The following is a 13,666-nucleotide window of genomic DNA, read 5'->3' as shown; positions in this document are numbered from 1 at the left end:
GATGTCAAATAAAAGATTAATAGGAAGCATGCCGAAAATTGGAATCAGACCAACGATTGATGGTAGGCGTAAGGGTGTACGCGAATCTTTAGAAGAAAAAACGATGAATATGGCAAAAGCTGTAGCTCAATTTTTGTCAGAAAATTTACGATATAACAATGGCGATTCCGTGGAATGTGTAATTGCAGATACTTGTATTGGCGGAGTGAAGGAAGCAGCGGAAGCGAAGGAGAAATTTGAAAAGGAATCAGTGGGTTTGACTATAACCGTTACCCCGTGCTGGTGCTATGGCTCAGAGACGATGGATATGAATCCTCGTCGACCTAATGCTGTCTGGGGGTTTAATGGTACGGAAAGACCAGGAGCGGTGTACTTAGCCGCAGTACTAGCAGCACATAATCAGAAGGGGATTCCTGCTTTTGGTATTTATGGGCGCGATGTGCAGGATATCGAGGATCACTCCATTCCAGCAGATGTTCAAGAGAAGCTGCTCCGCTTTGCAAAGGCGGGGCTTGCGGTAGCGATGCTCAAGGATACCTCTTACTTATCCATGGGCTCTGTCTCAATGGGGATTGCGGGCAGTATGGTCAATGAAGAATTATTCCAGGATTATCTTGGAATGAGAAATGAATATATTGATATGTCAGAATTTACTAGACGCATAGAAGAAAAGATTTATGATGAGCAAGAATTCGAGAAGGCATATAAATGGGTGAAAGAAAAATGTGTGATTGGCTCTGATATTAATTCAGCTGAAAATCAACGGACAGAGGAACAAAAGGAAGAAGATCTACAGATGAACATTAAGATGACAATTATTACAAAGGATCTAATGGAAGGTAACCCAAGACTAGCTGAGTTAGGTTATGAGGAAGAAGCGATGGGTAGAAATGCCATTGCATCAGGTTTTCAAGGGCAAAGACAATGGACCGATCATTTTCCAAATGGGGATTTCATGGAGGCAATATTGAATTCCTCCTTTGATTGGAATGGAATTCGAGCACCATATATTGTGGCAACAGAAAATGATGCCTTAAATGCCATTACGATGTTATTCGGACACCTATTAACAAATACAGCACAGGTCTTTGCAGATGTTCGAACATATTGGAGTCCTGATGCAATAAAGCGAGTTACTGGATATGAAGTAGATGGACGAGCGGAGAATGGCGTCATTCATCTTCTTAATTCAGGTGCAGCTGCATTAGACGGTACTGGTGAACAATCATTGGATGGGAAGCCTGTGATGAAGCCGTTTTGGGATATTACTGCTGAGGAGGTAGAGAAATGCTTGAATGCCACCCAATGGCGCCCAGCTAATACCGAATACTTTCGTGGAGGTGGCTTCTCCAGTAATTTCTTAACTAAAGGTGGGATGCCTGTCACAATCGCCAGAGTGAATCTATTGAAAGGCTTAGGACCAGTACTGCAACTAGCGGAAGGATACACGGTTGATCTTCCTGAAAAGGTACATGAGAAACTAAATGATCGTACAGATCCAACATGGCCTACCACTTGGTTTGTTCCTAACTTAACGGGAGATGGTGCCTTTCGAGATGTCTATACTGTCATGAATAATTGGGGAGCCAATCATTGTGCGATGAGTTATGGACATATTGGTGCAGATCTCCTAACATTAGCAGCAATGCTCAGAATTCCAGTGAATATGCATAATGTTTCGGAGGAAAATATTTTCCGTCCAAGTGCTTGGAATATGTTCGGAACAAAGGATATAGAAGGAGCAGATTACCGAGCATGTGCGACATACGGACCGTTATATAGTTAGACATTAGAAAGTACTCTTTATGGGTACTTTCTGGTTTTTTAAATATCAAAAAAGAGTATAAAAAGAGCAATAAATGCCATTTTTATTTCATATTATTGCTGGTAAGATAAAAGAAAATCAATGAGGGGGATAGATGATGGAATACATTGTGTGTGAACAGCCAGGAAAGCTAAGAAAAATGGTCAAACGACCACCTGAGAAGGCAGAAGGTACTGCGATTATTGATATTAAGCGTATTGGCGTTTGTGGAACAGATATTCATGCTTTTAAAGGGAATCAGCCATTCTTTAAATATCCACGAGTATTAGGCCATGAGCTTGCAGGAACAGTAAGCTGGATAGCTGATACCTCGTCAGCTATAAAAAGAGGAGATCAAGTTGCGGTGATACCATATCTGGAATGTGGAAACTGTATAGCGTGTAGAAATGGTAAGACGAATTGTTGTATTGATATGAACGTGTTAGGAGTGCATAGAGATGGAGGAATGTGTGAGCAGCTATCTGTTCCCATTGATCATCTAGTCTTAACAAATGAGCTAACCTTAGATGAAACTGCCGTCATCGAACCTATTAGTATTGGTGCACATGCCGTTAGGCGTTCGGAGCTTAGACAAGGGGAGACAGTACTTGTAATTGGCGCTGGTCCCATTGGTTTAGGCGTGATGGCGATTGCCAATCAAAAAGGAGCAAAAGTGATCGCAATGGATATTGATGAAAAAAGGTTAAAGTTTTGTCGGGAATGGGCCCAGATTAAACACACTGTCAATGGTTCGAAGGCGCCGATCGATAAACTCTTGGAGATAACAAATGGTGAATTGCCAACAGTTGTTTTTGATGCAACAGGTAATCCAACCTCCATGAATACAGCTTTTCAATATGTTTCTCATGGTGGGAAATTAGTCTATGTTGGATTAGTTAAGGAGGATATAACGTTTTTTGATCCAGACTTTCATGCAAAGGAGCTTACGCTTTTTGCTAGTAGAAATGCTACAAGAGAGGATTTTCAATTTGTTAAGGAGATGATACTTTCCAAAAAAGTCAACGTGAAAGATTATATAACAGATAAAGTTCCATTCGAGAGTACGGTTAGTAATTTTCAGGATTGGCTACAACCCCAATCGGATACGATTAAAACAATGATTGTACGAAAATAGGAGGTGACTCAATTGTTAAAAGGAATTCCATCCATTATATCACCAAATTTATTGAAAATATTAATGGAGATGGGGCATGGCGATGAGATAGTTCTGGCAGATGGTAATTTCCCTTCCGCAAGTCTATGTGAAAGGGTTGTTCGTTATGATGGAAATGGGATAGCAGAAATTCTGGAGGCCATATTGCAGCTATTTCCGTTAGATAGCTATACATCCTATCCGATTAAACTTATGCAAGTTGTACCTGGTGACGATGTGGAAACCCCTATTTGGGATGAATATCGTAGAATGGTGAGGAAGAATACTTCCTTGGATGGTGGTTTTGAGGAATTAGAAAGATTTGCTTTTTATGAGAGAGCGAAAAATGCCTATGCCATTATTGCTACCGGAGAGCAAGCATTATATGCAAATATTATTTTGAAAAAAGGTGTTGTTACAATTAGCTGAAGGAGGAGTGTCCAATGCGTATTGATGCACATCAGCATTATTGGAAAATCAGCCGAAATGATTATGGGTGGATTACACCAGAAATTCCGATTTTGTATCGGGATTTTTTTGAAGAAAATCTCATTCCTCACTTAAAGAAAAATCAGATCGATAAAACGATTGTCGTACAGGCAGCCCCCACCATTGAAGAGACAGAGTTTATTCTTACCCAAAGTGAAAAATCAAGCATCATCGCAGGAGTGGTTGGCTGGATCGATGTAGAGAATCCAGCATATAAAAAACAGTTAGCGCAATTTCTGAAGCATCCGAAATTTATTGGAATACGGATAATGATTCAAGATATGCCTGATGAAAATGTCATCTTAAGGACGAAGTATATAGAAGCTTTTGAATTTTTTGCTGAAATCGATTTGCCAGTTGATTTGTTAGTCCATTCTAGTCAGTTGTCAGCCGTTACCAAACTTATCGAGCAAGTTCCATTAAGAGGAGTAATCGATCATATGGCAAAACCAAATATCGCAGCAGGAGTGCTTGAACCATGGAAAAGTTATATGACGCAAATTGCGAAGCATCCGAATATTTATTGTAAGCTATCTGGAATGGTGACAGAAGCGGAGCATGGCAATTGGAAACTCGATGACTTTCTTCCGTATGTGGATCATGTGGTTGATATGTTTGGGATTCATCGTATTTTATATGGAAGTGATTGGCCAGTTTGTTTACTATCGGCAAGCTATGATGAAGTTTTTCAGCTTTTAAAGAAAGCGTTATCAAACAAAGTCACAGAGGAAGAAGAAGATTGCATTTTTGGAAGAAATGCTATCGACTTTTATAAGTTAAACGTATAGGGAGGGAGTTTCTTGAAATATCGTAAATTAGGGAAAACAGGGCTGGATGTCTCTGTACTAAGCTATGGCGCGTCTTCGTTAGGCTCTGTTTTCAGAGAGATTAATCAACAGGAGGGGATTCGAACCGTTCATTATGCCTTGGATAAAGGTATTAATTATATCGATGTTTCCCCGTATTATGGCTTGACCAAAGCAGAGAGGGTATTAGGTAAGGCTTTGAAAGGAATTCCAAGAGATCGTTATATTCTTTCGACGAAGGCAGGTCGTTATGGAGAAGATTCCTTCGATTTTTCCAAGAAAAGAATTATAACAAGTGCCGAAGAAAGCTTAAAAAGATTGCAAACAGACTATATCGATATTCTTTTGTTACACGATATTGAATTTGGTTCTTACAATGAGGTGATCGAAGAAGGGATTCCCGCATTATATCAATTAAAAGAGCAAGGGAAAATTCGCTATGTTGGTGTTTCAGGATTACCTTTAAGCGTATTTGAAAGGGTATTACAGAAAGCAGAAATAGATGTAATTTTATCCTATTGTCACTATTCCTTAAACGATACGTCACTTTTACACATTGTTCCATTACTTGAACAAAAAAATGTTGGTATCATCAATGCTTCGCCTATCTCTATGGGGCTATTAAATAATCGGCCAGTAGCGGATTGGCATCCTGCTGATAAAGAAATGATTTCTGTTTGTAAAGAAGCGGCAGCCTACTGTGAAGAAAAGGGCGAGAATCTAGCAAAGCTAGCGATTCAATTTTCTGTCCAAAATAACCGAATCCCTACAACGCTTGTTAGTACAGCGAGTGAAAGAAATATAGCGAAAAACATAGAATGGATAGACGAACCGATCAATCAAGAACTATTAGAACAAGTATTAAAGATACTAAAACCAATTCAGAACAGAAGCTGGCCAAGTGGGAGAGAAGAGTGGAGACAATAAAAGGAGGAAAATAAAATGAAAGCATATGTTGATAGACAAGCCTATCTTCAACAAATAGACAAAGTGATTGAGCATGGGAAATATAAAGACAATTGGGATTCTTTATCTCAATATAAGCTTGCTGATTGGTATAGGGAGGCGAAGTTTGGAATTTTTATTCACTGGGGAGTGTATTCTGTACCAGCCTTTGAAAATGAATGGTATTCGAGAAATATGTATATTCAAGGATCGAAGGCATATGAACATCATGTAAAAACATATGGCTTGCATAAGGATTTTGGTTATAAGGATTTTATTCCACTATTTAAGGCAGAGAAATTTGATCCAGCTGAATGGGCGCAGCTGTTTCAAGAATCGGGGGCACGTTATGTAATGCCTGTGGCAGAACATCATGATGGGTTCCAAATGTACAGGAGCGACATTTCTAAATTTAATGCATATGAAATGGGACCACAACGAGATATACTCGGAGAATTAAAGCTGGAGTTAGCCAAGCGTAGTATTCCAATATGTGCTTCCTCTCATCGTATAGAGCACTGGTTTTTTATGGGTCATGGGAAGGAATTTGATAGTGATATAAAAGAGCCACTAGTAAGAGGAGATTTCTATTGGGCAGCAATGCCTGAGCCTGATCATCATGATTTATATTCTCCAGCACCATCAGAGGAGTTTTTAGAGGATTGGCTATTAAGGACCTGTGAAATCGTTGATCGCTATCAGCCGAAAATCGTTTACTTTGATTGGTGGATTCAGCATAGCTCCGTTAAGCCCTATTTAAAGAAGTTTGCAGCTTATTATTATAATCGTGCAGAGGAGTGGGGCATAGAAGTTGCCATTAATTATAAGCATGATGCTTTCATGTTTGGTACGGCAGTAGTGGACATCGAAAGAGGACAATTTGCTGAACAAAAACCTTATTTTTGGCAGACAGATACAGCTGTCGCAAAAAATTCATGGTGTTATACCGAAAATAATGAATATAAAACAGCCAATGAGCTTATTTGTGATTTAGTGGATATTGTAAGCAAAAATGGGACAATGCTATTAAACATTGGGCCAAAAGCAGATGGCACGATCCCAAACGAAGATAAAAATATTTTACTCGAAATAGGAGATTGGCTTCATACAAATGGGGAAGCCATTTATGGGAGTAAGGTATGGCGAAAAGCGGGAGAAGGACCAACGACTATTGAAGAAGGACAGTTTACCGATAGTAAATCTAAGAGCTTCACACCAGAGGATATTCGTTTCACAGTAAAAGGTTCTTTTTTATATGCAACGGTTTTGAACTATCCAGAGGACGGAAAAGTAAACATTACGGCACTAGCTGAACAGGATGCTTCAAAGCTACCACATTTCCACGGAATTATTCAGAGCATAACAATATTAGGATTTGATGAGATACCAAAGTGGGAGCGATCGTCACATGGCCTTAAGATCAAGACTACATCTGTTCAAAGCAGAAAGCCGGTTGTCTTTAAAATCCAAATAGACTGATAACAAAGCCGAAATGTAAAAATTTCGGCTTTATCTATTAATGACTGGGGAGGGAGTTATCATGAATTTAGCAGAATTTTCTAAGGTTTTTAGACGATTTTTGCTATCCTATCTTATTATTCTTTTTATTCCTTTGCTCGCAGGCTTGATTTCTTACCATGTTTCCTTAAAAACAGCGGAAAAGTACTCAATTATGAATAGCACCCAAGTTCTTCATGAAGGAAAAACCATTTTGGAGCAAAGGTTAGATGAAATAAACCGATTTGCGAATCAGCTTGCTACAAATAGTGATGTCAACACATTATTAAATAAAAATATTACCGAAAAGAATAAAATTGTCTCTAGCATGAAGCAGCTGTCTACAGATATTTCTCCTTTCGCCTCCACCAATGATTTTCTTGAAGATTTCTATATCTATTTTCGTCGAATGGACATTGTAATGGTACCGGGATCTGTTTATTACCGCCCCTACCATTTTTATCAGGAGTATCATTATACTGATTTCACATTTTCTGAATGGAAGACTGAAGTTTTATCCCATCACCAAGGAATGCTACCTAGAAAAGCGTTTGTCATGGATGAGAGGAATACCAATGTGATTACTTATATACGACCATTACCAATGAATAGCTATTCAAAATCAATGGGTTCGATTGTCGTTCCAATTGAAAGTAGTAAAATAAATAACCTGTTAATGGGGATTTCTACACAATTTAATGGGTGGGTATATATAATGGACGAAAATAATGGCCATATTGTAACAACAAATGGCATTGACGAATCAGAGATTTCACCAATTCACTCTAGGGTATCAATGAACGATAATCGCCTCTATTTAGAAGATGGGACACTCCTCATCACGGCTCATTCCGATAAGTACAACTGGACATATGTGGCGGGCATCCCTAGTAAGACGTTAGTTAGACAGGCTGCGCCGATAAAATATATTACTTGGCTAGTTACGATAGGTACACTTGTAATTGGATTGATCATTTGTTTTTTATTTGCCTACAGACATAGCCGACCAATTACAGGGATGATGAAAACACTAAAGGAATATACAGGGACAGAATCCAGAAATGACTATGATTTTTTACATGGTAATATATCTAAATTAATTGCCACAAATGTAGATCTACACAGTCAGCTTGCGGAGCAAAAGCCATTATTAAAAGATGCCTTTCTTAAGCAGCTACTAGCTGGGGAACTGACGGAGAAAAATCAGAACTTACAGGAATTCGCTGCACTAGCAGATTTGCCGATCATCGGAAATAAAGGTTTTGTCTCTATTTTAAAGGTGGCAGGCTATGAAGAGATGTCCAGTAGTGAAATTTACGAAGAATTACATGCTATTCGCTTAGTTATCCAAAAAGAGTCCTTGAAGCTGTGCCAAAAATTTTACGTAACGAATTTAGATTCAGATAAAATGGTTTACATTTTCTTAGATGATCAAAAAGATACCGATGTTTTTGCTAGAGATATTGAACAAATGTTTCTATCCCTAAAAAAGCAATTTCAGCATCAATATCGTATATCCTTAAAGGTTGGGTTTGGGCAGCCGTTTCAATCATTGCTTGATATAAGTCGTTCCTATAATGAGGCGGTGCAAGCACTCGACTATATTACTATTTCGACAAATGACTATCACTTATTCTGGTATAACGAGATGATCAAGGAAACGGTATTATTTTATTATCCATTAGACTATGAGTTTCGACTTTTAAAAAATTTAAAAGAAGGAAATGCAGAAGAAGCCAAAAAAATATTACAGGAGATTTATGAAGAAAATATAAACAATCGATGCTTACCAAAGGATATGTTAGAACAAGTGATGTATGAAATCAAGGGAACACTGTTTAAGGCTTTTGATCAGTATGGTTCGAAAAAAGAAGAATTAGAAAAGGTGTGGAAAAATATTTGGGATATCCAAGTAGATGAAGAAAGTATCGAATCACTTAAGAACAAATTTGATCAGGCCATTGAATGTTATTGCCAAATGATTGCAGATCAACGGAAGGAATCCAATCATACGATGATTCATTCGATAAAGACATTTTTACATGAGCATTATCAGAGCCCTGACTTAACCATCTATGGAATCGCAGAACACTTTAATCGACCGGAAAAGTTCATCTCACATATTTTCAAGGAAGAGACGGGAGAATATCTGTACGAATACCTTGAAAAAATTCGCATGAATGAAGCAATGAATCTATTGGCTAATTCGAAAAAAACGATTAATGATATAGCGAAAGAGGTGGGCTATAATAGTGCTCATTCTTTTCGAAGGGCCTTTAAACGGATCAATAAAGTGACTCCGAATCAATTTCGAAAGACATTACAAGACTAATACGCCAAGGTTTTCTAATATGTACCTTTTGATTTGAATGGTACCTTTTCTATATTTCATTAAATTCTAAATTTGTACGCTATAAAAAGAATTGTCTGTATTCTCTTCAGCCAGAACATGATAATTTATTTGTAAGCGCTTACCAATGAGGTGCTATTATTCGAACAGAAGGGAGGATGAAGATTGAAACAAGCGATGGAGATAGGTCATGGTTATGACGGTTTGAAAAAAAAGAAAACCTCTCAATTACATTTGGCCAAAAGAAGTTTTCGCAAGCATTGGCAGTTATACCTATTAATGATCCCACCTATTCTTTATTTTGTCATCTTTAAATATGTACCAATGGTGGGGGCGGTGATCGCCTTTAAGGATTATAACGTTGTAGAGGGAATATTCGGAAGTCCGTGGGTAGGCTTCAAGCATTTTGAAGCTTTTTTCCAAAATCCTGTGGCATGGGATCTGATTAAAAATACTCTGCTATTAAGCTTGTATCATTTAGCAGTTACCTTCCCATTGCCGATTATTTTGGCACTTGCCTTAAATGAAATAAAAGATGGGCTATTTAAACGTTCTGTTCAGATGTTTACCTATGCACCCTATTTTATTTCTACTGTTGTCATTGTTTCGATGATTATCCTAATGTTGTCGCCTAGAACAGGGATCATTAACTCGTTTGTGGAGTTTTTTGGCTTTGAGCCAATTAATTTCTTAGGAAATGCAGAAATGTTTCGTTCTGTTTTTGTTTGGTCTGATGCATGGCAGCTAACAGGCTATTCTGCCATTATCTATTTGGCGGCACTTGCAGGGGTAGATAAGCAACAATACGAAGCGGCGAAAATGGATGGTGCATCTAGGCTACAAAAAATTTGGAACGTAGACATACCTGGGATTATGCCAGCAATTGTTATTATTCTCATCCTAAGTGTAGGTAATTTGATGGCAATTGGATTTGAAAAAGTATATTTGCTTCAAAATCCTTTGAACCTGAGTACTTCAGAAATTTTACAAACATATGTTTACAAAATGGGAATTATTAATGCCAATTTCAGCTTCAGTACAGCTGTAGGTTTATTTAATTCTGTTGTCAATCTCGTACTATTAATCATCGTTAATGCCTTGGCGAAGAAGGTTTCAGGTGACGGTTTGTGGTAAGAAAGGGGTAGTTCAAGTGAGCAGTAAAATATGGATAAAGGAATCCTTTGGTGATCGCCTATTTCTTGGAGCTATTTATGTGTTCCTCTGTTGCATAATGATCGTTGTTTTATATCCGCTTATTTATATAATTAGTGCTTCTATTAGTAGTCCAGAAGCTGTGACTTCAGGGAGGGTGTGGCTATGGCCCGTTGATTTTTCCTTACAAGGGTATATAGAGGTATTAACGAATTCGGATGTGATCAGAGGGTTTCGTAACTCCATTTTATACACAATTGGCTATACGATTATTTCGGTTGTTTTAACCGTTGTATTTGCCTATCCACTCTCGAGAAAATCGTTTTATGGGCGAACATTTTTCATGTTTTTTATCTTATTTACTATGCTTTTTTATGGAGGATTGATACCTGAGTATTTAGTGGTTCAAAAGCTAGGGATGCTCGATACACCTTGGGCAATTCTCCTTCCGAAGGCAATGGCGGTATGGCAGGTAATTATTGCGAGAACCTTTTTTCAATCCAGTGTGCCAGATGAACTGGTGGAAGCAAGTGAGATGGATGGTTGTAGTAGTTTGAAATTTCTTTGGTATGTTGTTCTGCCTTTGTCAAAGCCAATTATTGCTGTTCTAGCATTGATGTACGCGGTTTTTCAATGGAATAGTTATTTTGATGCGATGATTTTCTTAAAGTCAGAGGAATTGTTTCCACTTCAGCTAGAGCTTCGTGAATTATTGATTGTGCAAAGTGACTCTGGAGCTAATATGGATATTGCTGAACAGCAGAGGAGAGAACAATTAGCTAACCTGATGAGATATTCTTTAATAGTGATTTCTAGCTTGCCTGTACTAATGATCTACCCATTTGCACAAAAATATTTTGTAAAAGGGATGCTCATTGGTTCAGTGAAGGGATAATTTTTATTACAGCTAATCATGATGAGGGGGAAAAAAATGAAAAAGCTGATGGTTTTGCTTATTTCTTTTAGCATGGTAATCGTATTAACTGCGTGTAATTCGGATAAAGAAACATCAGAGGAGCAAACCGATTCGAATGGGAAAACGAAAATGACAGTGTTTATGCCAGAAAGTAATACAGTAGATTTGGAAACCAATTCCTTTACAAAATTTGCAGAAGAGGAATTTGGAATTAATTTTGAATTTGAAACAACCTCCATGGATGGAGCAGCAGCCAAAGAGCGCCGGCAAATTTCTTTAGCAAGTGGAGATTACCCTGATGTGTACTTCCTTACTGAATGGGTGGATCAGTTTAAAGCAAATGATCTTTTGAAATATGGAAAACAGGGAGTGTTAATACCATTAAACGACTTGATTGAAGAGCATGCACCAAATCTTCAGAAGGTACTAGAGGAACATGAGGAGTTTCGAAAAATCACGGTGGCTCCAGATGGGAATATATACGGAATTCCACAATTAGAAGAATGCTTTCATTGCACATGGCCGAACAAAATGTGGATTAATACGGATTGGTTAGAGAAACTGGATTTGTCTATACCTGAAACACATGAAGAGTTTAAAAATGTGTTAACGGCATTTAACGAACAAGACCCCAATGGAAATGGAAAATCAGATGAAATACCTTTAAGTGGATCGATTGCTTTACCACAACATTCCATTATCCCTTTTTTAATGAATGGATTTATATATGACGATGTGGATTCGAAGCTAATGGTTCAGGATGGGAAAGTAGAATTCGTAGCGAATAAAGTGGAGTGGAAGGAGGGATTAACATATATACGATCATTATATGAGGAAGGATTGATTGATCCAGGAGCATTCACTCAAAATCAAGATGCTTATTTACAATTAGGAAATAATACAGAAATGTTACTTGGTGCAGCAACATCCATCCACCCATGGGAGTTTACGAATAACGAGAATCAATATGCCTATGATCCTTTAACACCATTAAAAGGCCCACATGGACAGTATGCTTCCTATTACTATCCAGTAGTACAAGGAGCTACTTTTGCTATTACAAATAAAGCAAGTGAAGAGGCACAAATTAAAGCGATAAAACTATTAGATTATATGTTTACAGAGGAAGGATCTACTCGGGCCCATTTTGGTGTTGAAGGAGAGGATTGGATCAAGCCTGAAGAAGGTGATGTCGCGATTAATGAAGAGGTTGAACCAAATTTAAAGCAATTGCATTCAGATGAACCAACAAATAATGCTTGGGGAGCTAGTGCTCAATATTACCAAACAAGAGAATATAGAGATGGATGGGTGCAGGCGGAGGATATTTATACAGACGAAGGTTTTGAGCGGCGCTTGCAGGAGGCGACCTATCTTTATGAAGGAAAGGAACCAGATGAATTATTCCCTTTCTGGGCGATATGGTATCCTGAAAATGTTCAGGATGAGTTAGCGACATTAGAAACAAATATTCTCGATAATGTCGAGCAGAGCTCTGTTCAGTTTATTACCGGTGAATTGAGCATTGAGGATGATTGGGATGATTATGTCGCAGGCCTTGAATCACTTGGTGTAGGAAGATATGTTGAAATTAATCAAGAGGCCTATAATCAATATTTAGAAGCAAACTGAACATTTGTTTAGTGAAGTTAATCAATGAAAAAAGGTTTCCTATTAACATTGGGAAACCTTTTTTCGGCTTCAGTTTAAATGACTATAAAGGCCCTTTAATTTTAAACGTTCAATCTCTTCCACGACTAGTTGAGCTATCTCGGTTGCTCCTGTTTTGCGAAAATGTGTGCTGTCTTGTACGCCTTCTGAATAATTAGGGCTTTCGTCTTCTTCCAGCCACATAAAAAGATCTTTACTTTCCTCCGGGCCTAACTGATTATATAATTCCGTTGTCTTTTCTGTCATGTGAAGTACTGGTACATTTTCCTCTTGGGCAAGCTCCTTCATTGCTTTTGGGTAATCGCCATGTGAAGGAATAAACGTTCCATCCTCAGAAAAGGTTCTTCTTTCCACAGGTGTAAGAAGTACAGGGAGGGCTCCTTGTTCCCTTGCTCCATCAATGTATTGCTTTAAATAGCTTTTATAAGTGGTAGAAGGATCTGTATATAGAGAAGGCTTGTCTTCCTTTGCATCATTGTGGCCAAATTGTATAAAGAGGTAATCCCCCTTTTGTATTTCAGAAAGAATTTCATCCAATCTTCCTTCCGCGATAAAGCTTTTAGAGCTTCTTCCTGATGCCGCTTTATTGATCACCTCAATCTTTTTATCGAAAAGAGGATCTAATACTTGTCCCCAACCTGTTCTAGGGGCACGCTCCTCTGTATAGTTTGAAGCTGTAGAATCTCCTGCAATATAAATCCATGTCTGATTTTCTTCTCTTTTTTTATTACTAGAGGATGAATTAACCGTTATAATACCGATACTAAATACGAAAATGATGGAGAACAGTACAATCATGGAGAGTTTTCGTCTTTTACCATCAACCATTTTTTCTTTCCTTTCTATCATAGAAGTCATAGGCTTAGCTTAACTAATTCCGAAG

11 protein-coding genes are annotated in these 13,666 nt (G+C 38.0%); 10 read left to right on the top strand and 1 reads right to left on the bottom strand.

Translation table 11 applies throughout. The features are described from left to right. Position 1: 1 nt before the first annotated feature. From ACZ5N5_RS03100 to ACZ5N5_RS03055, 10 genes are all read left to right on the top strand, one after another. Positions 2-1,786, top strand: coding sequence for an L-fucose isomerase (locus ACZ5N5_RS03100; RefSeq protein WP_464373255.1), 1,785 nt, complete (start codon positions 2-4; stop codon positions 1,784-1,786). Between the two features lie 136 nt (positions 1,787-1,922). Next, on the top strand, positions 1,923-2,939 hold the full coding sequence (locus tag ACZ5N5_RS03095; protein ID WP_464373254.1) for a zinc-binding alcohol dehydrogenase family protein: 1,017 nt from the start codon (positions 1,923-1,925) through the stop codon (positions 2,937-2,939). Between the two features lie 12 nt (positions 2,940-2,951). Further along, entirely contained in the window at positions 2,952-3,386 is a 435-nt protein-coding gene (gene fucU, locus ACZ5N5_RS03090) for an L-fucose mutarotase (RefSeq protein WP_109982828.1), read from the top strand. A gap of 14 nt (positions 3,387-3,400) precedes the next feature. Beyond that, positions 3,401-4,234, top strand: a complete 834-nt coding sequence (locus tag ACZ5N5_RS03085; RefSeq protein ID WP_277679134.1) for an amidohydrolase family protein — start codon at positions 3,401-3,403, stop codon at positions 4,232-4,234. Positions 4,235-4,246: 12 nt separating this feature from the next. Beyond that, a complete protein-coding gene (locus ACZ5N5_RS03080; RefSeq protein WP_277679133.1) occupies positions 4,247-5,179 on the top strand; it encodes an aldo/keto reductase in 933 nt (310 codons plus the stop codon). A 15-nt stretch (positions 5,180-5,194) separates the two neighbouring features. Continuing rightward, positions 5,195-6,676: an alpha-L-fucosidase gene (locus tag ACZ5N5_RS03075; RefSeq protein ID WP_464373253.1), complete on the top strand. Its 1,482-nt coding sequence runs from the start codon at positions 5,195-5,197 to the stop codon at positions 6,674-6,676. A gap of 61 nt (positions 6,677-6,737) precedes the next feature. Next, entirely contained in the window at positions 6,738-9,026 is a 2,289-nt protein-coding gene (locus ACZ5N5_RS03070) for a helix-turn-helix domain-containing protein (protein ID WP_464373252.1), read from the top strand. Between the two features lie 195 nt (positions 9,027-9,221). Then, complete coding sequence (locus tag ACZ5N5_RS03065) at positions 9,222-10,178, top strand: ABC transporter permease (RefSeq protein ID WP_425454553.1); 957 nt, start codon at positions 9,222-9,224, stop codon at positions 10,176-10,178. 16 nt (positions 10,179-10,194) lie between these two features. Next, positions 10,195-11,091 (top strand): carbohydrate ABC transporter permease, encoded by an 897-nt coding sequence (locus ACZ5N5_RS03060; RefSeq protein ID WP_245902222.1) that lies wholly within the window; start codon positions 10,195-10,197, stop codon positions 11,089-11,091. 36 nt (positions 11,092-11,127) lie between these two features. Further along, positions 11,128-12,744, top strand: coding sequence for a type 2 periplasmic-binding domain-containing protein (locus tag ACZ5N5_RS03055; protein WP_464373251.1), 1,617 nt, complete (start codon positions 11,128-11,130; stop codon positions 12,742-12,744). Between the two features lie 69 nt (positions 12,745-12,813). Here the strand turns inward: ACZ5N5_RS03055 and ACZ5N5_RS03050 are convergent, their stop codons facing one another. Beyond that, a complete protein-coding gene (locus tag ACZ5N5_RS03050; RefSeq protein WP_277679129.1) occupies positions 12,814-13,611 on the bottom strand; it encodes a rhamnogalacturonan acetylesterase in 798 nt (265 codons plus the stop codon). Positions 13,612-13,666: the final 55 nt, after the last annotated feature.

The sequence above is a fragment of the Gracilibacillus sp. JCM 18966 genome (assembly GCF_055392695.1).
The sequence above is the reverse complement of the archived record's forward strand: the minus strand, read 5'-3'. Positions and strand labels throughout refer to the sequence as shown.

Bases quoted from the DNA above. Each gene is read 5' to 3' on its own strand.
- ACZ5N5_RS03100 (WP_464373255.1), top strand. From the start codon at position 2: ATGTCAAATAAAAGATTAATAGGAAGCATGCCGAAAATTGGAATCAGA.
- ACZ5N5_RS03095 (WP_464373254.1), top strand. From the start codon at position 1,923: ATGGAATACATTGTGTGTGAACAGCCAGGAAAGCTAAGAAAAATGGTC.
- ACZ5N5_RS03085 (WP_277679134.1), top strand. From the start codon at position 3,401: ATGCGTATTGATGCACATCAGCATTATTGGAAAATCAGCCGAAATGAT.
- ACZ5N5_RS03075 (WP_464373253.1), top strand. From the start codon at position 5,195: ATGAAAGCATATGTTGATAGACAAGCCTATCTTCAACAAATAGACAAA.
- ACZ5N5_RS03070 (WP_464373252.1), top strand. From the start codon at position 6,738: ATGAATTTAGCAGAATTTTCTAAGGTTTTTAGACGATTTTTGCTATCC.
- ACZ5N5_RS03065 (WP_425454553.1), top strand. From the start codon at position 9,222: ATGGAGATAGGTCATGGTTATGACGGTTTGAAAAAAAAGAAAACCTCT.
- ACZ5N5_RS03055 (WP_464373251.1), top strand. From the start codon at position 11,128: ATGAAAAAGCTGATGGTTTTGCTTATTTCTTTTAGCATGGTAATCGTA.
- ACZ5N5_RS03050 (WP_277679129.1), bottom strand. From the start codon at position 13,611: ATGGTTGATGGTAAAAGACGAAAACTCTCCATGATTGTACTGTTCTCC.